The sequence below is a fragment of the uncultured Psychromonas sp. genome, from assembly GCF_947489755.1.
In the GTDB taxonomy this organism is placed as follows: Bacteria; Pseudomonadota; Gammaproteobacteria; order Enterobacterales; family Psychromonadaceae; genus Psychromonas.
Map to the genome: position 1 here is coordinate 45,536 of NZ_CANLFB010000014.1, position 21,201 is coordinate 66,736.

Genomic DNA, 21,201 nt, shown 5'->3' on the forward strand with positions numbered 1-21,201 from the left:
TATTTTAGATATATGTTTAATGAGCCATTTATTAATAAACGGCGAGTATCATAAGTTAATTTAATCAGTCGCTTAGTTGATCTAAAACGGGGAACATTGATTAAATAGTCGTATCTTAGTCTATTGAAAGGAGATTGAGTTTAATAGGTTCTTACTGGCAGTCTTCTACATTATTAATATAAAGGTGGCTATGATCATTTAACATATTATCTGTTTTATATGCTCATATTTAGTGAGCAATAAAATAAGAGATTTGGAAGAGGTTAAGCAAACTAACAAAAGATAACTTAGAAAGGGGAGTGTAATAAAATGGATGACCTTGATAAACTTAACTTCCAACTATTTATAAAATTTTAAAGTGCTATTTGTATTAATGGCAGTGAAGTGGCTGATTATCGATAAACCTCTGAATTATTATTAAAAAATAAAATGCACCATAAATAAATGTAAACACGACTTTATTTATCCTTTTTTATTTTTTCATTCAGCAATTTTTATGTGATTTTAAATTAGTTAAGCTATAATTCGCGCGCTTTGCTGTGCAATATGCAACTACAATTGAATTATTGAGAAAAGAATGTCAAAACGTGATTGTTATGAAGTATTAGGTGTGACTAAAACAACATCTGAGAAAGAAATTAAAAAAGCCTATAAAAAATTAGCGATGAAATATCATCCTGATAGAAATCCTGATAACCCAGTTGCACAAGAAAAATTTCGTGAAGTGAAAGCGGCCTATGAAATTTTAAATGATCCTGAAAAACGTGAACAATACGATGACTTTGGACACAGTGCATTTGAAAATGGTCAAGCACGTGGACGCGGTGGATTTGGACAGAGCGGTGGTGGTGATTTTAACGATATGTTTGGCGATATGTTTGGTCAACGTCAGCAGCAAAGACAAGAGCCTCGTCGCCCTCAGCCACAAAATGGTTCTGATATTATTCTTAAAATAGAATTAACGTTAGAAGAATGTGTTGATGGTTGTAATAAAGAAGTACGTTTACCTAATACGACCAATCCGTTAGTGGTTGTTATACCCGCGGGTATTAATCAAGGTCAACGTGTTCGTGTGCCGGGCCAAGGTAACCCAGGTACGTTAGGTGCTGCTCGTGGTGATTTGTTCGTTGAAATTGACATCCTTGAGCATGAGTTTTTCACACGTAAAGGTAATGATCTCTATTGTGATTTAGTGACCTCTTTCCCTGTCGCAAGTGTTGGTGGTACAGCTAAAGCCTCAACATTTACCGGACATATTAATTTAAAAATTCCTGCTGGTACGCAAGTCGGACGAAAATTTAGAATTAAAGGACGTGGTGTTAAAGCCATGAACAGCGATCAAGTAGGTGATTTAATTTACACCGTTGTTATCCCAACGCCGACAGAATTAACTGAGCGTCAACATCAGTTACTGTCTGAATTAGCAGACATAATGAATTAAGAAATAATTGGAAATTATTTTATGAAGCTATTGCTACAGCTAATAAGAAATTATTGGGTAATTTTATCATTAATATTAGCCACCATAATTACGTTTTTATCACTGACGCCGATGGCACAATTGCCAGAGGTACCAGGTAGTGATAAAAGCCATCATTTTATTGCTTATAGTGCTTTAATTTTTCCATTGATGTTAAAAAAACCAAATTATTGGGTTGTTATCGTCATCTTATTTACTATGTTGAGTGGTGCTATCGAATTAATCCAACCTTATCAGAACCGTTATGGTGAATGGTTGGATTTGTTGGCTAATATTGGCGGATTGAGTTGTGGCGCAACATTAGCGTATGTCACTAACCGTTTTTATCCAGCTTATTAAACGTATCTATATTAAGTGTTAATAGATTAGAAAGTTATTGTTTAAGCGTTTTTATAAGCTTAAAAATATTATCAGCTCTCTAACTTATTAGCCTTTTTTTTAAATTTAATTTATTTTATGAAGGTCAATTTTGAATAAAAATCACTGTGTCGTTATCGCAATTGCAGGGGCATCAGCCTCAGGAAAAAGTTTAATTGCACATACTATTTGTAATGAGCTTCGACAAGAATTAGGGACAGATCAAATAGGCATTATTTCTGAAGATGCTTATTATAAAGATCAATCGCACATGCCAATGGAAGAGCGTGTACAAACCAATTATGATCATCCAAAAGCCTTTGACCACCAGTTATTATGCCAGCATATAAAATCACTACAACATAACCAATCTGTTGAAATTCCTGTTTATAGTTACACTGAACATACCCGCACTGACGAAGTGATTAATTTATCGCCTAAAAAAATCATCATCATTGAAGGTATTTTATTACTAACAGATTCAACATTACGTTCACAAATTGATGCCAGTATTTTTATCGATACACCATTAGATATTTGTTTAATGCGTCGCTTAACGCGCGATATTATGGAGCGTGGGAGAACGTTAGATTCGGTGATGGCGCAGTATAAGAAGACAGTAAGACCAATGTTCTTACAATTTATCGAGCCATCAAAACAACATGCGGATATCATTATTCCTCGTGGTGGTAAAAACCGTATTGCGACTGATATTTTAAAAACACGTATTAAATATTTATTGAATAAATAACGTTTATAAATACTATTTTTTAAATTAGCATTTTAAAAGTTATTCTTAATTAAACGCTTCATTATTGAGGCGTTTTTAGTTTAAATATTTTCCATTTTAATAAACATGATTATTGCTCACCTAAAACGCTCAAAAGATTATTTCTATCTTTCAAGTCCGCTAATAACACGATAGAATAAAATTTCTCAGCAGATTAACACGCAAGTCACTGCTATTTATTATATCGCGACGATATAAGGTGACTGAGCAAATGATCATTGACGCTGCTTTTAAACCTCTTTTTTATCGTTCGCTCTATTTTTATATAGGTGAATCAATGTCTACTAGTTTATGGATCAAAAAACCACTCTCAACTTTTACAGCGAATCAACAAGATGCCGGTAATGGGATTGTCATTAAAAATGGCGTAATCATTGAACTGGTTGCCAGTAATAGTGAACCAACACAACATATCGACGATACCTTCGATGCTAGCCAACATGTGTTATTACCTGGTTTAATTAATACGCATCATCATCTTTATCAAACACTGACCAGAGCTTTGCCTGCTGCATTAAACAAACGTCTATTCCCTTGGTTACAGGCGCTATATCCCGTGTGGGCGAAATTACAGCCTGATATGTTACATGCAGCAACAGAACTCGGGTTATCAGAGTTATTGCTGTCCGGTTGCACAACGGTTGCCGATCATCATTATCTTTTTCCAGAAGCATTAACAGAAGCCATTGATATTCAAGTGTCAGCAGCCAAGTTAATAGGTAATCGAGTGATGCTAACCCGTGGTTCTATGAGCTTAGGTGAGGAGGATGGTGGCTTACCTCCACAATCAACAGTACAAAGCGATGCGGCCATTTTGGATGATTGCCAACGGGTGATCACCCAGTTTCATCAACAAGGTGACGGCGCGATGGTACAACTCGCGTTAGCGCCTTGTTCTCCGTTCTCTGTTACGACCGATTTAATGAAAGAAACGGCTAAACTTGCACGTGCAAATGGTGTGCGTTTACATACACATTTGGCAGAAACTGAAGATGAAAATAGCTTTTGTTTGAAAACCTTTGGTTTACGTCCTGTTGATTATTTAGAGTCTGTTGGTTGGTTGTCTTCAGATGTATGGCTGGCACACGGCATTCATTTTAATGACGAAGAAATTAAACGACTAGGCAACGCGAAAGTAGGTATTGCCCATTGTCCTTCTTCTAATATGATTCTGGCATCCGGTATTTGTCGAACCAAAGAGCTACAAGCTGCAGGTGCGCACGTTGGACTTGCTGTTGATGGATCTGCGTCTAATGATGGTTCAAATATGATCCAAGAAGTTCGTCAAGCATTAATGATTAATCGCTTACGTTATCAAGCGGATCAAGTCACTCATTTAGATGCATTATTTTGGGCAACAAAAGGTTCTGCACAAGTATTAGGTCGAGATGATATAGGGGAATTAGCCGTTGGAAAGCAAGCCGATTTAGCCTTCTTTAAGCTTGATGAATTACGTTTTTCTGGTTCTCATGAGCCATTGGCCGCATTAATTTTATGTGGTGCTCATCAAGCAGACTATGTCATGGTTGCTGGACAGTGGAAAGTTAAAATGGGGCTGTTGATTAACAGTGATATCGATGAAATACAAACTCGACACCGTGAAGCTGCATCTAACCTTGTTGTATAGCAACTTGCTTTGTAGTGAAATATAAAGCCCATTGATAAAAAATAATGAAGAGAAATGGGTTTGTTTATGATTAATTGAATAAACAAACCCAGCAAAATATACAGATTAATAATAGACGATAAACAGCTGAAAATTTCATAGGGATAATGCCATTAGCAAGGTATAATACGCCCTATTTTTTTATTCAACAATTGCATGAGAGCGTCTATGTTCAGTTATTTTATCCCCACCGCGAAAGGGCTTGCGCCTTTATTAGAAGTAGAACTTAAAGATCTTGGTATTGAAAATACTAAGCAAATTGCTGGTGGTGTTAGCTTCGACGGTTCATTAGAGCAAGGTTACCAAGTATGTTTATGGTCTCGTTTTGCCTCTCGTGTCTTGCTTAAACTAAGCGAGTTCAAAGTTATTGACCCAATGGATTTATATCTTGGGTGTAGCAATATCCCATGGGAAACACACTTTGATATTGATAAAACATTCTCAATTGACTTCTCTGGTAGTAATGACGAAATTCGTAATACACAGTTTGGTGCCTTAAAAATTAAAGATGCCATTGTGGATCGCTTCCGTAAAAAATTCGATGAACGTCCTAACGTTGAAAAACGCGATGCAGATATTCGTTTTAATGGTCGTTTATTTAAAGATAAAGCGTCAATCTACATTGACCTTTCTGGTTCACCATTACACCTTCGTGGTTACCGTACTATTGCTGGTGAAGCGCCGTTACGTGAAACATTAGCCGCTGGTATTATTAAACGTAGTGGTTGGAAAGGCGAAGCGTTATTAGACCCAATGTGTGGTTCTGGTACGTTAATTATTGAAGCCGCGATGATGTCATTGAATATCGCACCGGGTTCGTTACGTGAAAAGTTTGGTTTTGAGCAGTGGAAAAAACACGATGCAGAAACCTGGAAAACATTAAAAACAACCGCACAAGTTTATGGCAAACGTGCTGTTAAAGATTGTACTGAACGTTTTTATGCGTCTGACTTAAGTAAAGATATGGTCGCGATTGCACGCCAAAATGCACAACGCGCTGGTGTCGCAGAGTTAATTGAATTCAGCGTACAAGATGCAAAAAAAGTATTACCTCCTGAAGAATTAAGTACTGGGCTGTTAATTTCAAATCCACCGTACGGAGAACGTTTAGGCGGCTTTAGTGACACCATCAGTTTATATACTGAATTAGGTCATCACTTTAAAGAAGCATTTGCGGGTTGGAACTTAAGTATGTTCGCAATGGATACTGAACTATTAAGTTGTTTAGGAATGCGCGCAGGCAAAAGCTTTAAATTCTTTAATGGTCCAATTGAGTGTGTACTTAAAAACTACAGAATCTCACCTAAACGTTTAGTTGAAGGGGCGGCGATTGTTGAAGAGGCACCTAAACCTGCTAAGCAGCCTAAACAGGCAAAAGCAGCTGAAGTGGTTTATAAAGAATCAACAGACGATAATCCGTGGGGAACCATCACACCAACGCAAGATTTCCCAATGGCTGAAGAGTCTGAGTCAGAGTTAGTATTTAAAGAAGTGAAGCAGATTAAACCAGCTATTTACGCTGAAGATTTTGCGAATCGTTTATTAAAAAATATGAAACGTTTAGACAAATGGGCTAAACGCGAGAATATCCAGTGTTACCGTTTATACGATGCTGATTTACCTGAATACAATGTCGCGATTGACCGTTATAACGAATATTTAATTATTCAAGAATACCGTGCCCCGAAAGAGATTGATGCACAAAAAGTGCGTCGCCGTTTCTTAGATATTGTGTCTACAACACGTTACCTATTAGATTTAAACGATGATCAATTGATCATTAAAGTACGTGAACGTCAGAAAGGGCGCCAGCAGTATGAAAAGTTAGACAGTAAAAAACAACGTTTAGTGGTACAAGAAGGTCCTGCAAAAATCATTGTTAATCTACAAGATTATCTAGATACTGGCTTATTCTTAGATCATCGTCCAACGCGTTTACGTATTGGTAAAATGGCAGAAGGTAAAGACTTCTTAAACCTATTTTGTTACACCGCAACCGCTTCAATTCATGCTGCGTTAGGTGGTGCTAAATCAACGACTAGTGTTGATATGTCTAATACGTACCTAAACTGGGGACAAGAAAACTTCCTAGAAAATGGCATTAAAGGTAACCATGAGTTTATCCAACAGGATTGCATTAAATGGTTACAACATGCGCATGAAATGTATGACCTTATCTTTATTGATCCGCCAACATTTTCAAACTCAAAACGTATGAGTGATGTGTTTGATGTGCAAGACGATCATGTGGCATTGCTAACATCGGCAAGTGAGCGTGTTAACCCTAACGGTGAGATTATTTTCTCTAACAACAAACGTGGTTTTAAACTCGATATTGAAGCGATTAAAGCACTTGGTTTTTATGTTAAAGATATTAGCAAAGCATCAATACCTGAAGACTTTAAAGGTAATGAAAAAATCCATCAATGTTGGTTACTAACTAAACATAGCTAAAGCTAAATTAAGAATGAAAAAGAACCAATAAACCATGAGTTTATGTATTCTATACCATACTGATGGTTGTCATCTTTGTGACCAAGCAATGGCATTGTTAACGCAATGCCAAGTCGACTATCAATTAGTTGATATTGTCTTTAAACAAGACTTGGTGACTTTATTTGGCACACGTATTCCAGTATTAGAAAATGAAAAAGGCCAATACTTAGATTGGCCTTTTGACTATTATAAAATTGAACAATTTTTATCCTACAAAAAGTAGGGTGGTCGCGGTTTATCTTAACCTTAATTTAACTGGCGATATTATAAAATATGTACATCAAACAAGAGTGAGTCAACGTGGCATTATTAACATTACATAACGCAGAGCTAGCCTTTGGTGGCGGTGCATTATTAAATAAATCTAACATGGTTGTTGAACCGAATGAACGTGTTTGTTTAGTCGGCCGAAATGGCGCAGGTAAATCGACACTATTAAAAGTATTAGATGGTCGTATTCAATTAGATGATGGTTCATTATTAATTAATAATGACGTAAAAGTCGCTCGTTTAGAGCAAGATCCCCCAACGGCGAGCACCATGAGTGCTTATGATTTCGTTGCCTCTGGTATGGAAAATGCGGGTAAAGTATTAAGCCAATACCATGAACAATTAAGCATCATTGCAGAAGACTGTAGTGAAAAACAACTTAATAAATTACAAAAATTACAAGAACAAGTTGACCAGTTAGATGCATGGCAACTTGATTCTAAAATCAATCAAATCTTAGACCGCTTAGGTATTGACCCTGAAATTACATTAGATCAATTATCAGGTGGCTGGTTGCGTAAAGTGGCGCTAGCTAAAGCGTTAGTCAACGACCCTGATTTATTGTTACTTGATGAACCGACTAACCATTTAGACGTTGGGACGATTGAGTGGCTTGAGCAATTCCTAATTTCTTTCCAAGGTTCAATTATCTTTATCAGTCATGACCGTGAATTTATTCGTCGATTAGCAACACGTATTGTTGATATTGACCGTGGTAAATTAAGTTCATGGCCGGGCGGTTACGAAGAGTACTTAATCGCTAAAGAAGAAGCGTTACGTGTTGAAGATGAACAAAATGCTGAGTTCGACCGTAAGTTAGCGATTGAAGAAACCTGGATAAGACAAGGCATTAAAGCACGTAGAACACGTAACGAAGGTCGTGTCCGTGCACTTAAATCATTACGTCAAGAGCGTTCAGAACGTACTAATGTACAAGGTAAAGCTAAAATCATTGTTGATGAAGCGGCGCGCTCAGGTAAAATTATTTTCGAAACAGATTCATTAACATATAGTTACGATGATTTATTGATTGTGCGTGACTTTTCAACAACGATCATGCGTGGTGATAAAATCGCATTAGTGGGTCGAAATGGTTGTGGTAAAAGTACGCTGTTAAAACTACTACTTGGTAGTATCGAACCTGATCAAGGTACTGTTAAATGTGGTACTAAATTAGAAGTGGCTTACTTCGATCAATACCGTGATGCATTAGATCCAGAAAAAACCGTAGTCGATAACCTTGCAGAAGGTAAACAAGAAGTTGAAATTAATGGTAATAAACGTCATGTTTTAGGCTATTTGCAAGACTTCTTATTTCACCCAGATCGTGCTCGTACACCAGTAAAAGCGCTATCTGGAGGTGAAAAAAACCGTCTTCTATTAGCTAAAATATTTCTGAAGCCAAGTAATTTCTTGATTTTAGATGAACCGACCAATGATTTGGATGTCGAAACACTCGAGTTATTGGAAGAACTATTAGCCAATTATCAGGGCACTTTACTGCTAGTAAGTCATGACCGTAGTTTCGTTGATAACACCGTAACGCATACTTGGTTCTTTGATGGCAATGGTAATATTCAACAATTTGTTGGTGGTTATAGTGATGCTGTTCGTCATAAGCAACAAAGTGAAGCACCTTTACAAGCAGTAAAAGAAGAAAAACCAACGCCAGGTAAAGTGGCAAAGGCTGTGGTTAATGCACCTAAAAAGAAAAAATTATCTTATAAAGTTCAACTTGAACTAGATGGTTTGCCGCTTGTTTTAGAACAGTTAGAAGAGCAAGTAGAAAGTTTACAGGCAACCATCAATACACCTGAATTTTTTACTAAAGACAAAAAAGAAGCCGACCAATTCTTAGCGTTATTAGCAGAAACAGAACAAAAACTAGAAACTGCTTTTATGCGTTGGGAAGAGTTGGACGAATTACAAAACGGAGAATGATTTTCAGATGAAATATACTAAAAGTATCTCACTAGCTGCATTGCTTTCAGCTAGTAGCGCTTATGCGACTACATTAACTTCTTATTATGAATATGAAATTATTGAACCTGATACAACGGGTAGTAATTATGGTCCTTATGCTACAGGGTTAACTGAAGAAGGAAGTACTTTTAGTGTCTTCGCATTAAAGTCAGATCTTGACCAAGATATTGATATTGGTCTGCCTTTTACCTTTAATCAAGCATGTTTCTATGCTGATGATGTGTGTGAAGAGATCTACTACGGTAGTGAAAATTCAACCGATTTAAGTTATGAAAATGGCTATCAAGCTTGGCGTACTGCCATGGCTGAAATGGATCAAGGTGTTCTTGATCCTGAAAGCTACACGATGGGCGCAACTAATAACGTTAAAATAGAAGGATTTGATGACGATACCGAAGTTAAAATTACTGATGTAGTTGATTCTAGTTTTTTAGGTAGCAGTTTTGCTGTTGGTTACGGCTCTGCTCCTTATACTGATGGTGAACGTGATTACGTTCGCAGAGCTTTTATCATCGATACTAGTACGACTTATGCCACTATTTCACTTATTCCAACCGCTTTTGATGATGACGACGGTGGTTTTAGTAGTGCTTATCGCATGCGTGATGTTACTTATGAAAACGGCGATACTAAAACCCTCATCGTGGGTAATGCGAGTAAATCATTTGCTGGTGGTGATACCGATTACTTTGATCTTTGTTACAACGAAGGTGATGAAACCGATGTCGATGATCTTAACTATCTAGTTTATTGTCCTGGTTTTGATACGCAAGCATGGGCTTGGGAGTACGATGATAGTGCAACTGAGATCGAAGGGTTTGAATTAGCATCGGAATGGCTAGATGATAATGAAGACCGTGATTCTAGCAGTGATGTTACTTATAGTGCTGCTGCATTCGATATTAATGATTCTGGTATTGCCGTTGGTGTTTCATCTTATGAGCATTCAGATAGCGCTCAAGGAGCTCGTCAGCGTGCTATTATCATGACGCCTGATGACGATGGCGCTTATAGCGAACCAACGGAGCTAACTAAAGCAACTTCTGGTGTGAGTGACCAAGATGATACTCTATACAATACATGGGCTCAAACGATCACAGATGAAGATGATATCGTGATGGGTAATCGTCAGTATGCCGTGTCTAAAAATGTTAGCAGACCTATTGAAATGTTTATTTATGATATTGATGACGATAGCGTTACTTTTCCATTTTTAAATAAAATAGTCTTAACCACTAAACAACGTTTAGCAGGCACTAGCGCGTCTAGCACTGGTGCGAACAGTCGCGGTTACGACATGAATAATGAGGGGCTTGTGGTCGGTAAAGCAGATGCTTACGATGAGACGGACCCTACAGTAGGTGGGAGTGCGCGTACACAAAGTGCATTCCTATATGACAATAGTACTGGAGATAGCTGGTATATCGAAGATTTACTGTGTACTCAAGATGAAGATGGTGTTGTATCACATCCATTAATTCGTTTACAAAGTGCAACAGCAATCAACGATGACGGTGTTGTGTTAGCGGAAGGTTATCAATACAGCAGTATTAGTAACTATACTAACCTTGTTGATGCGACAGCTATTTTTGTTATGTTAACACCTGATGCTGATTCAGAGCCTGATGAAAGCCCTAACTGTTGGGATTCAGAAGCATTGTCATCTGATGACGATACTTACAGTGGTGGCGCAAGTTACTGGTTATGGTTATTTGCTTTACCATTGATGTTAATACGTCGATTCAAAAGTAATAAATAACAAAATACCTAGGTAACGATTTAAAGTTATCAACTCTATGATTTGAAAGGCTTATTACTTAGCGGTAATAAGATTTTTTTGTTTTTATAATCATAATATGAATAAAATGATTCAATTGTAATGAAAGTGTCACACTTAGGCTTCATATTAAGCAACATCGCTACGAAGCGTAATGAATATTTTGTTAAATAACAAATTAATGAAATACAAAAAATTAAATTAACTTAGTAGAAAATGGAGTTTTGAATGAAACTTAAAATGTTAGCAGCAGCGGTTACTTTAGGTACTGCGTCATTAATTTCAACGCCTGTTCTTGCAGCAGATCATGCTTTACCAACTTACACTAAAGTAAGTGGTATTTCTGGTAACCTTTCATCTGTTGGTTCTGATACATTAGCAAACATGATGACATTTTGGGCTGAAGAGTTTAAACGTCAATACCCAAATATCAACATTCAAATCCAAGCAGCAGGTTCTTCAACTGCTCCACCGTCTCTTACTGAAGGTACTTCTCAGTTCGGCCCAATGAGTCGTCAAATGAAGTCTAAAGAAATCGAAGCATTCGAAAAACGTTACGGTTACAAACCAACGGAAGTTCGTGTTGCTATTGATGCACTTGCTGTATTCGTCAATAAAGATAACCCAATTGAAGGTTTATCAATTAAGCAAGTTGATGCTATCTTCTCTTCAACTCAAAAATGTGGTAATGATAAAAACGCGACTCGTTGGGCTGATGTTGGTTTAGACGGTAACTGGGCAGAGAAAGATATCCAATTATTTGGTCGTAACTCTGTATCAGGTACTTATGGTTACTTTAAATCAAAAGCACTGTGTAAAGGTGACTTTAAAAACTCTGTTAATGAACAACCTGGTTCTGCTTCTGTAGTACAGTCTGTTGCATCTTCATTAAACTCTATTGGTTACTCTGGTATTGGTTACAAAGTTGCTGGTGTTAAAGCGGTTGCGCTTTCTAAGAAAGGTGGTCCATTTATTGAAGCAACAATGGATAACGCAATTACTGGTAAATACCCGCTATCTCGTTTCCTATATGTTTACGTAAACAAGCATCCAAACAAACCACTATCTCCATTACAAGCTGAGTTCATTAAACTAATGTTATCTGAACAAGGTCAAGGGATTGTGAAAAAAGATGGTTACATTCCACTACCAGTTTCTGTAGTAGAAAAAGAACTGGCTAAATTAGGCTTATAATTTGTCTAGAAAGTGATTCTTAAAGTGGCTGAAGCCTATTAAATAGTCACGAAGACACTTTAAGTTATCAATAAAACAGCGCTTTCTAGCGCTGTTTTTGTTTTTATACTAAATAACCTGTTATTACTTCAATCATTCACCTTGAGCTACGCAAAACTAACGACGCTTTCATTAATCATCATTGTAGGTTACTGACAAACATCTATTGGAGACTGTCAATAACTAACCTTAATGCTCGCTAATGCCAATTTGATTACGGCCATTGTTTTTTGCAATATATAAGCCCAAATCAGCGACTTCAATTAGCTTCTTATGATCTGTAATAGAGGGGGTGATTTGAGCAATACCAAAGCTTGCAGTCACTTTAACCACGGTTCCTTGGTATTCAAAATGTATCGCTTCAATAGCCTTACGAAGTCGCTCAGCGACTAATTTGGCAGATTCTAAATCAGTATCAATTAATAAAGATGTAAACTCTTCACCACCAAAACGTCCTGTAATATCTTGCTTCTTGCTCTTATCACGTATCGCATCAGCAATCCCTTTAAGGACTTCATCACCAAAAGGGTGGCCATAAGTGTCATTTACAACTTTAAAGTGATCAATATCCAAGATGATCATTGAGGCTATCCTCCCAGAATTTTTATGGCTCATGAATTCACTCGCACATCGTTCACGCCAATAACCTTGGTTATATAATTGGGTTAACGTATCTGTTTGGCTTAAAAGAGTCAGTTTTGCATTGGCTTTCTGGAATGCCTGTTTAGATATAGCAATATCGGTGACATCATGAACAATCATACAGATTTGTGTGACTTCACCTTGAATATTAGTTAACGGTATAAACGTAATATTCTGATACATAAATTCGGCGTTACTGGTAATAGGGCGGTAACTTTTGAATTTAAATAAGTACGGGCGTTGTTCCCAAGTAGTAAACGCTTTGTTTTTTAATAAACAGACGCTCTTAACTTTCTGTTGTAACCAGTCTTCAGGAATGCTGGTAAACACGTCGGTGATTTTTTTATCCATCATATGCGTGGTTAAAAAACCAGAATGGTTTTCCATAAAGCCATTCCAAACTTTGACACTGAAGTCTTTATCGATGATCACAATGCCTACGTCTATGCTATGCACCATATCTATAAGCCAATGGATATCTTTTAATTCTATTGTTGTACTCATTAGTCTAAGAGGTATCCTATTTTATGTTGAATGACTTTAATTGATTCTTCAGTAAATAAAAGCAGTAGCTCACACTTGATGTCGTGCTCTTGAATGCTATAACTAACTTCGATGGTAAGCGTTTTTTGCCAGTCTTTTTGGCGACTCTTAATTAAGTCTTCGACTTTTCCATGTTGCCCTAAAACGCTAGGCTGCCCTTGACTAAATTGAATATCTAACTGCTCTGCTAAACCATTTAAAAAAGCACCCACCAAAATGTTAGAAATATCATTCATGACCTCAAGTTCTAAATGGTCACTGATCATATTTTCATATTTCAGTAACTTAGTCATTTCATCAAAATTTGAGTCGTGGAAAATAACAATCGCTTCGCCGCTGATACCTGAGCTAATAAACCCCTGAGTGACTGCTGAAACCGTATTATCTTTGGCGATATTCGTCAGCGCCATATGTAACTCGCTGCTTTCAAAGGTATTTACATTAGGGACGGGGAGCAAAATAAAAACATCTAATAATCGCCCTAATAAATCGCCCGCTCGACCCATTGCAATATTAGCAACCTCTTGCAGTGCTTCGCGAATACTGACTTTTTCTAAGTTTTCTGGGCTTGAAAGTGAGTTGTGGCTGCCTGGCTTATAAATGCCATATTGCTCAAGGATGGCAATTAGTTTGGCGTTGTTGATCGGTTTTTCTATAAAATCCATCGCACCTAATTCTTTTACTCGACGATGCGCTTCAGGTTGAATATCCCCTGAGATAACAATAACAATCGCTGGTAAATCATCTCGTTGAATTTCTTCTAATACTTGATAGCCATCCATAATCGGCATATTCAAATCAAGGAATACGATATCGCCTTTCTTTTGGCGAATCGCTTCTAAACCAATCTTGCCATTCTCAGCAAAATTGACGTTAATATCCCAATCTTTGGGTAATGAGCGAGCAATTTGTTTTCTGGCTAATGCAGAATCATCACAAATTAAAATGGGTAAAGGCATATTATTCCTATTATATGTCTGCAATAGTGCAAAAGCACAGAGATGGTCATACTAGTTTAAAGTACGTATCATTTTTCTACTACCATAAGAGTAGGCTAATGATGACAAAATAGAACTGATTTTAAATGCTTTTGTAGATTTATTGAGAAGTAGATTTAAAACACAAAGAATAAAGTCGATGGTTTACATAAAACAAGCCTATGTTGCCCAATCATCACTATAAAATTAAGTGATAATAGAAAGTGACTTAGCGTTACCGTCACACTGATTTTAATAAAAGAGGAGAGTGGTGCTTCTTGCCCACTTTTATGCGTTTTTTATTACAGAGTTTTATTACAGAACTTTATTGCTAAGCTTTTATTGAATGCATGATAGCTTATTTTTCAGACTCAACTTGTTGTGCTTGTTGTAATGCCATTAACATTTCATCAGGGTTACGAATGGCTCTTACGGATTGTAAGAACGGGTCAGCTTGTACATGTTGCATTTTCATAAACATTAACCACTGCTTAATACGACTAGGCATAAATTTTTCTTTGTCCTCAATCACCCGTAACCATTGATAATACTGTTCCATCATCTCTAAGTTTTGTAACCAAGTATAGGGTGCTTCTAAACCTTTAAGTACATTAGACAGATTAGGTACGGCCATTGCACCGCGCCCAATCATTAAATGGTCACAGCCACTTATTTCAATACAACGCTGTGCATCTTCAAAACTAAAAATATCACCATTCGCAATCACAGGAATATCGATAGCGTCTTTTATTTTTTTAATCCAATGCCAATGAGCAGGGGGCTTATAACCTTCATCTTTAGTACGCGCATGTACGGCCAGTTCACTTGCACCTGCTTCAGCAATCGCCTGTGCATTTTCAATCGCCAAGCTTTTATCTTCATAGCCTAAACGGATTTTAGCACTAACCACATGTTCACTTGGAACCGCTTCACGAACCGTTTTGACTATTTGATATAAGGCTTCTGGATCTTTTAATAACACTGCACCACCACGACTTTTATTTACCGTTTTAGCCGGACAACCAAAGTTTAAATCAATTCCGTCAGAGCCTAGTTTAATAGCGCGAGCTGCGTTCATTCCTAAACATTGAGGGTCTTGGCCTAATAACTGAACGCGAACAGGCGTCCCAAATTCAGTACGGCTGGCATTATGTAATTCAGGGCATAAGCGGTAAAAAACACGTGAGGGCAACGGTAATTCAACAACACGAACAAACTCAGTAACACAACGATCGATCCCGCCAAGTTGGGTTAAAAATTGGCGCATGTGGAAGTCCATCACACCTTCCATTGGAGCAAGCGTTATATGCATGAGTGTTCTCGTGTAGTTATGGAGAAATTAAAGAGCGCGGATTATACCTGCTCCCTTTATATAAGATAAGCAAAAATAAGTATAAGCAGAAATAAATACCTTATCTCTCGTTAGAGGTTTATGAATAGTTAAAGTCAAAAGCATTAATGATTAAACCATATTGGCTAATAGTAATTTAAGAACGAATCATCTTTTGACCTTGGGGCGCATGCTTCAGCCTGCTTGCTTTTACTGTTGTGTTGTCTTTTCATCTACTTGGAATAAGAAGGTAATAAATAACTTGTTCATTCTTTGGTTTTTCCTTCGTGTCCTTAGTGAAGCGCAGCGCTTCGTGGTTGCTGAAGTTTTTTAAAGCCAAAAGCGTTAATGATTAAACCCTACTGGCTACTATTACTTTCAGAACGAATCATTTTTTGAACTTGGGGCGCATGCTTTAGCCTGCTTGTTTGTATTGTTGTGTTGTCTTTTCATCTACTTGGAATAAGAAGGTAATAAATAACTTATTCATTCTTTGGTTTTTCCTTCGTGTCCTTAGTGAAGCGCAGCGCTTCGTGGTTGCTTAAGCTTTTTAAAATCAAAAGCAATTAACCACGAAGGATGGAGAAGGTTAAGACAAAAGCATTGATGATTAAAGCTTACTTGCTACTATTACTTTAAGGGCAAAGTATCTTTTGACCTTGGGGCGCATGCTTCAGCCTGCTTGTTTGTACTGTACTGTACTGTTGTCTTTTAATGTACTTGGGATAAGAAGATAATAAATAACTTGTTCATTCTTTGGTTTTTCTTCATGCCCTTCGTGTAGAGAAGGTTAGGTCAAAACATTAATGACAGAGTTATATTGGTTTTCCTTCGTGTCCTTAGTGAAGCGTAGCGCTTCGTGGTTGCTTAAGTTTTTTAAAGTCAAAAGCGTTAATGATTAAACCATACTGGCTACTATTACTTTAAGATCGAATCATTTTTTGACCTTGGGGCGTATGCTTCAGCCTGCTTGTTTGTGTTTTATTTTCCTTCGAGCCCTTCGTGTAGCACAGCACTTCATGGTTGCTTAAGTTTTTTAAAGTCAAAAGCAATTAACCACGAAGGCACGAAGGGTAGAGAAGGTTAGGTCAAAACATTAAGGACCAAATGATCCTGGTTTTTCTTCATGTCCTTTGTGAAGCGCAGCGCTTCGTGGCCGATTGTGTTTTTTAAAATCAAAAGCGCTATTGATTAAACCCTACTGGCTATTATTACTTTAAGAACGAATCATTTTTTGACCTTGGGGCGCATGCTTTAGCCTGCTTGTTTGTACTGTTGTGTTGTCTTTTTTAAAATCAAAAGCAATTAACCACGAAGGGTGGAGAAGGTTAAGTCAAAAGCATTAATGACCAAATTATATTGGTTTTCCTTCGTGTCCTTAGTGAAGCGTAGCGCTTCGTGGTTGCTTAAGTTCTTTAAAGTAAAAAGCGTTAATGATTAAACTATACTGGCGACTATTACTTTCAGATCGAATCATTTTTTGACCTTGGGGCGCATGCTTCAGCCTGCTTGTTTGTATTGTTGTGTTGTCTTTTCATCTACTTGGAATAAGAAGGTAATAAATAACTTGTTAATTCTTTGGCTTTCCTTCGTGTCCTTAGTGAAGCGCAGCGCTTCGTGGTTGCTTAAGCTTTTTAAAATCAAAAGCAATTAACCACGAAGACACGAAGGGTGGAGAAGGTTAAGTCAAAAGATAGTATCGATATATGTTTTAGAAATGAGTTGTCTATTGAACTGGGGCGCATGCTTTAGCCTGCTTTTTTGTACTTTATTTTCCTTCGTGTCCTTAGTGAAGCGCAGCGCTTCGTGGTTGCTTAAGCTTTTTAAAATCAAAAGCAATTCACCACGAAAGCTCGAAGGGTAGAGAAGGTTAAGTCAAAAGCGTTAATGATTAAACCATACTGGCTAATATCATATTAAGGGCTAGTCATTTTTTGAACTTGGGGCGCATGCTTTAGCCTGCTTGTTTGTACTTTATTTTCCTTCGTGCGCTTAGTGAAGCGCAGCCCTTCATAGTGCTCCAATACTCTTTTAAATTCAAAGCATATTATCAACATCTATTCGTACAATATCTAAGCTATTTATTCTCATTGTTTTAACACTAGATAGAACTCCATCAGCCTCCAATACATCCACAAAAGCTGAACAGACGATTTTTTATGCAATTATTGAAAATAGTTACCTACTTTATGACAACACAACTTGCACTACTGCAAGCAACTATTTACCCTATGATATTAGATATTACAGGATAAAAAAGATGAGCATGGAACCATTAGCATTAATTAAGAACAGCATTAAAAGCATCAAAGATTATCCGTTACCGGGTATCATATTTCGTGACGTCACTAGCCTGATTGAAAATGGTGAAGCTTTCTCAGCAACGATTGACTTGTTCGTAGAACGTTATAAAACACAAAAAATAGACAAAATAGTCGGTACAGAAGCACGTGGTTTCATTTTTGGTGCGCCATTAGCCGCAGCGTTAGGCGCTGGCTTTATTCCAGTGCGCAAACCTAACAAACTACCACGTGAAACAATTCAAGAAAGTTACGAATTAGAATACGGTAACGACATTTTACAGATCCATAAAGATGCCATCAAAGAAGGCGAAAAAGTCTTATTGATGGATGATCTACTAGCAACAGGTGGCACAGCAGAAGCATCAGTTAAACTTATCGAACGCTTAGGCGGTGAAGTCATTGAAGCTGCTTTTGTTATCTCCTTACCAGACTTACGTGGTGAAGATAAACTAAAAGCCATGTCTGTTCCTGTTTTCTCTTTGATTGAATACGCGGGTGAATAATTAGTGAGCTATCAAGTTTTAGCACGGAAGTGGCGACCACAGTCTTTTAAAGAAGTCATTGGTCAACCGCATGTATTAACCGCATTAGAAAATGGGTTAACACAAGATCGCGTACATCATGCTTATTTGTTTAGCGGTACCCGTGGGGTTGGTAAAACAACTATCGCGCGTATCTTAGCAAAAAGCTTAAATTGTGAAACTGGCGTAACAGCAACCCCTTGTGGTGTCTGTGCTAACTGCCAAGCAATCGATCAAGGTCGATTCGTTGACCTATTAGAAATTGATGCGGCATCCCGTACTAAAGTTGATGACACGCGTGAACTATTGGATAACGTGCAATATAAACCAGCGCAAGGGCGTTATAAGGTTTATTTGATCGATGAAGTGCACATGTTATCCAAGCACAGTTTTAACGCACTGCTAAAAACGCTCGAAGAGCCACCAGAGTATGTGAAATTCTTACTCGCAACGACTGATCCTCAAAAACTACCTATTACCGTCTTGTCGCGTTGTTTACAGTTCCATTTAAAAGCGATCATGCCAGAGCAAATTGAACAACAACTGGCTGCGATTTTAGATCATGAAAAAGCAACGTACGAGCAGCCTGCACTTGGCGTTATTGCTAAAGCTGCTGACGGCAGTATGCGTGATGCATTAAGTTTGACTGACCAAGCACTCGCGTTTGGCGCTGGCAATATCAAATATGCCGCCGTATTAAAAATGTTAGGCACGATTGACCAATCGCATCTACATTATTTATTACATTTCATCGCATCGGGTAATAGCCAAAAAGTCTTTGAAAAGATTCAAGAGTTTGTGCACTTAGGCGCTGACTTTGCTGCTTTACACCAAGAGTTAGCAAGCTTATGTCACCAAATTGCATTAATGCAATTACAGCTCAATGCCAATGTTACTGATAAAACTACCGTGCAGTTATTAGCAGAACGTTTAACGCCAGAAGAAGTGCAGTTATTCTACCAAATTGCAGTACAAGGTTTTAAAGATTACGCCTACGCACCAAACGGTAAAGTCGCATTAGAAATGACCGTAATGCGTTTGCTTGCCTTTAAACCGGCAAACTACATCGATATTGATGAATCAATGCTGGTTAAAGCGCAACAAGTTGAAACTATTAAACCAGTTGCTCCTGAAACGCGTACAGAAACACAACCGCTTACAGCACGACCTGAAAATCTAGCAACACAAACGGAACCCGTTAAACCTCAAGCTACACCTATAGCGGCTACAGTACCTGAATCAGTTTCACAACAAGCAGCGGTTCCATTGCAAACAGAAAATGCAGTGCCAGCTCAAATAGCCGCTGTTCAACCAGTAGTGCAACAAACCACTGACGAAACTGAGGTAGCGGCACAATCTGCTGCACCAGAACAGCCATCAACGCCTTATCAGCCAGACTATCAACAACCTCGCGATCAAGCGGCTTATATTGCGACTGAACAACATGCGGTGCCTGAAAATATCCATGCATCAGAACAACACGTTACAGCGGCTCAATACGAGCAACCGACTGCAGCGCCCGTTCATGAGACCGCTTCTGACCCTGCTGCTGTAGCGCAAACTACATCAACACCGCCAGTACAAAGTGAACCTGCACCTGCAAGCTTTGATCTAGCAGCAACAACAAACTCACGTAACATGTTACGTAGTCATCGTTTAAAGCGAGAAGAACTAAAAAAGATTGAAGCGGCAACTGGGCAAAAAATACCAAAAGCAAACGATCGGTTTGCCGCATCTGAAGTAACAGCGCCAGCGACACCGGTCACTGAACCGCTAAAAAAGAAAGTCGTTGAACCATCAACTGTCACTCATGCAGTGCCAGTTGAAAAAACACCAATGCCAATAAGAGCAGTTGAAGCAAAAAGCAATGAGCGTTTAAGCAATCAACATTCAAATAACGACCATTCAAACAACCAACAAGCATCGCCTAACCATTCAACGAATGAACAAGAGTTACCGCCTTTAACAAGCTACCAAGAACAACCACATAATCAAAATAACTATGATGACTATAATGGTGATTATAGCGGTAATGATTATGGCGATACTGACAATAGCCAGAAAAATAACGACTACTTTGATGACCATTCTGACAAGCATGCTAAAGGTGCTGATGTCACCACTGCGCCAACATCTGACCATCATGTGCAGAATGATTACTTCGAAGACACTAAATCCGTGTCTACAGACGCTAACGCTGCTCATCTAAATGCCAGTAACTCGAGCGCTTCTCAAGCAAGCATTGCTAAACCATCAGCAAGTGCACAAGTGATCACTGAAGTAATACCTGAAAAAGCACCTGCTGCAAAAACCGTGGTTGCCAATCATGATATTTCTACATTAAATCAATCAGCTTCGAGTACTGAAGTCATGTTGGTGAATGATCCAAACTTACAAAGTGCTGAAATAGATATTGCCGCTTATGTTGAAGACAAAATGACAGACGCGTGGTTCTTAGCCATTAAAGCCATGGAATTAGTGGGATTTGAAAAATTATTAGCAAAAAGTTGTGTTATGCAGCAAAAAGATCAAGCAATAGCCTTGAAATTACATAAATCGCAAGCACATCTATTAAATAATCAAAGTTTGTGTGAAGACTTAAAAAACAAACTAAGCCATTACTATGGTCAACAATACACCATCACTATTGAGCAAGGTGAAGTTGCTGGCAGCTATACACCAATGGAATTAGAGCAAGTTGTTTATCAGCAGTATCTTGATAACGCGAAAACATCGATTAAAAACGATCCAATTGTACAGACGCTTGTGCGAGATTACGCTGCAAAAGTCTATGAAAATAGTGTCGTGCCGCTATAATCGGCATGATTTAATT

At 38.0% G+C, this 21,201-nt stretch carries 14 protein-coding genes; 11 read left to right on the forward strand and 3 right to left on the reverse strand.

Annotated features, from left to right (window positions below):
• Positions 1-577 precede the first annotated feature (577 nt).
• The 9 genes from Q0794_RS09645 (at position 578) to Q0794_RS09685 (ending at position 12,013) form a co-directional block, all read left to right on the forward strand.
• A complete protein-coding gene (locus Q0794_RS09645; protein WP_298941509.1) occupies positions 578-1,441 on the forward strand; it encodes a DnaJ C-terminal domain-containing protein in 864 nt (287 codons plus the stop codon).
• Positions 1,442-1,462: 21 nt separating this feature from the next.
• Entirely contained in the window at positions 1,463-1,819 is a 357-nt protein-coding gene (locus Q0794_RS09650) for a VanZ family protein (RefSeq protein ID WP_298941510.1), read from the forward strand.
• A 130-nt stretch (positions 1,820-1,949) separates the two neighbouring features.
• Complete coding sequence (gene udk / locus Q0794_RS09655; RefSeq protein ID WP_298941511.1) at positions 1,950-2,588, forward strand: uridine kinase; 639 nt, start codon at positions 1,950-1,952, stop codon at positions 2,586-2,588.
• Between the two features lie 316 nt (positions 2,589-2,904).
• On the forward strand, positions 2,905-4,254 hold the full coding sequence (locus tag Q0794_RS09660) for an 8-oxoguanine deaminase (protein WP_298941512.1): 1,350 nt from the start codon (positions 2,905-2,907) through the stop codon (positions 4,252-4,254).
• 207 nt (positions 4,255-4,461) lie between these two features.
• Entirely contained in the window at positions 4,462-6,747 is a 2,286-nt protein-coding gene (gene rlmKL, locus Q0794_RS09665) for a bifunctional 23S rRNA (guanine(2069)-N(7))-methyltransferase RlmK/23S rRNA (guanine(2445)-N(2))-methyltransferase RlmL (RefSeq protein ID WP_298941513.1), read from the forward strand.
• A 34-nt stretch (positions 6,748-6,781) separates the two neighbouring features.
• Positions 6,782-7,012 (forward strand): glutaredoxin family protein, encoded by a 231-nt coding sequence (locus Q0794_RS09670; protein ID WP_298941514.1) that lies wholly within the window; start codon positions 6,782-6,784, stop codon positions 7,010-7,012.
• A 77-nt stretch (positions 7,013-7,089) separates the two neighbouring features.
• Entirely contained in the window at positions 7,090-9,000 is a 1,911-nt protein-coding gene (locus tag Q0794_RS09675; protein ID WP_298941515.1) for an ABC transporter ATP-binding protein, read from the forward strand.
• A 7-nt stretch (positions 9,001-9,007) separates the two neighbouring features.
• Complete coding sequence (locus Q0794_RS09680; protein WP_298941516.1) at positions 9,008-10,801, forward strand: DUF3466 family protein; 1,794 nt, start codon at positions 9,008-9,010, stop codon at positions 10,799-10,801.
• Between the two features lie 246 nt (positions 10,802-11,047).
• Positions 11,048-12,013 (forward strand): phosphate ABC transporter substrate-binding protein PstS family protein, encoded by a 966-nt coding sequence (locus tag Q0794_RS09685; RefSeq protein WP_298941517.1) that lies wholly within the window; start codon positions 11,048-11,050, stop codon positions 12,011-12,013.
• A 228-nt stretch (positions 12,014-12,241) separates the two neighbouring features.
• Here the strand turns inward: Q0794_RS09685 and Q0794_RS09690 are convergent, their stop codons facing one another.
• The 3 genes from Q0794_RS09690 to Q0794_RS09700 form a co-directional block, all read right to left on the reverse strand.
• Positions 12,242-13,198 (reverse strand): diguanylate cyclase, encoded by a 957-nt coding sequence (locus tag Q0794_RS09690; protein ID WP_298941518.1) that lies wholly within the window; start codon positions 13,196-13,198, stop codon positions 12,242-12,244.
• Entirely contained in the window at positions 13,198-14,196 is a 999-nt protein-coding gene (locus tag Q0794_RS09695) for a response regulator (RefSeq protein ID WP_298941519.1), read from the reverse strand. Before Q0794_RS09695 ends, Q0794_RS09690 begins: the two co-directional genes overlap by 1 nt.
• Positions 14,197-14,572: 376 nt before the next feature.
• Positions 14,573-15,526 carry a tRNA-dihydrouridine synthase gene (locus Q0794_RS09700; RefSeq protein ID WP_298941520.1) on the reverse strand — a complete coding sequence of 318 codons (954 nt, stop codon included), beginning with the start codon at positions 15,524-15,526 and terminating at the stop codon, positions 14,573-14,575.
• Positions 15,527-17,804: 2,278 nt separating this feature from the next.
• On the opposite strand from Q0794_RS09700, the gene apt reads away from it, so the two are divergent.
• Together apt and dnaX are read left to right on the forward strand one after the other, a co-directional pair.
• Positions 17,805-18,350, forward strand: coding sequence for an adenine phosphoribosyltransferase (gene apt / locus Q0794_RS09705; RefSeq protein ID WP_298941521.1), 546 nt, complete (start codon positions 17,805-17,807; stop codon positions 18,348-18,350).
• Between the two features lie 3 nt (positions 18,351-18,353).
• Positions 18,354-21,185 carry a DNA polymerase III subunit gamma/tau gene (dnaX, locus tag Q0794_RS09710; RefSeq protein WP_298941522.1) on the forward strand — a complete coding sequence of 944 codons (2,832 nt, stop codon included), beginning with the start codon at positions 18,354-18,356 and terminating at the stop codon, positions 21,183-21,185.
• Positions 21,186-21,201: the final 16 nt, after the last annotated feature.

Bases quoted from the DNA above. Each gene is read 5' to 3' on its own strand.
- Q0794_RS09645 (WP_298941509.1), top strand. From the start codon at position 578: ATGTCAAAACGTGATTGTTATGAAGTATTAGGTGTGACTAAAACAACA.
- Q0794_RS09650 (WP_298941510.1), top strand. From the start codon at position 1,463: ATGAAGCTATTGCTACAGCTAATAAGAAATTATTGGGTAATTTTATCA.
- Q0794_RS09660 (WP_298941512.1), top strand. From the start codon at position 2,905: ATGTCTACTAGTTTATGGATCAAAAAACCACTCTCAACTTTTACAGCG.
- rlmKL (WP_298941513.1), top strand. From the start codon at position 4,462: ATGTTCAGTTATTTTATCCCCACCGCGAAAGGGCTTGCGCCTTTATTA.
- Q0794_RS09670 (WP_298941514.1), top strand. From the start codon at position 6,782: ATGAGTTTATGTATTCTATACCATACTGATGGTTGTCATCTTTGTGAC.
- Q0794_RS09680 (WP_298941516.1), top strand. From the start codon at position 9,008: ATGAAATATACTAAAAGTATCTCACTAGCTGCATTGCTTTCAGCTAGT.
- Q0794_RS09685 (WP_298941517.1), top strand. From the start codon at position 11,048: ATGAAACTTAAAATGTTAGCAGCAGCGGTTACTTTAGGTACTGCGTCA.
- Q0794_RS09690 (WP_298941518.1), bottom strand. From the start codon at position 13,198: ATGAGTACAACAATAGAATTAAAAGATATCCATTGGCTTATAGATATG.
- Q0794_RS09695 (WP_298941519.1), bottom strand. From the start codon at position 14,196: ATGCCTTTACCCATTTTAATTTGTGATGATTCTGCATTAGCCAGAAAA.
- Q0794_RS09700 (WP_298941520.1), bottom strand. From the start codon at position 15,526: ATGCATATAACGCTTGCTCCAATGGAAGGTGTGATGGACTTCCACATG.
- apt (WP_298941521.1), top strand. From the start codon at position 17,805: ATGAGCATGGAACCATTAGCATTAATTAAGAACAGCATTAAAAGCATC.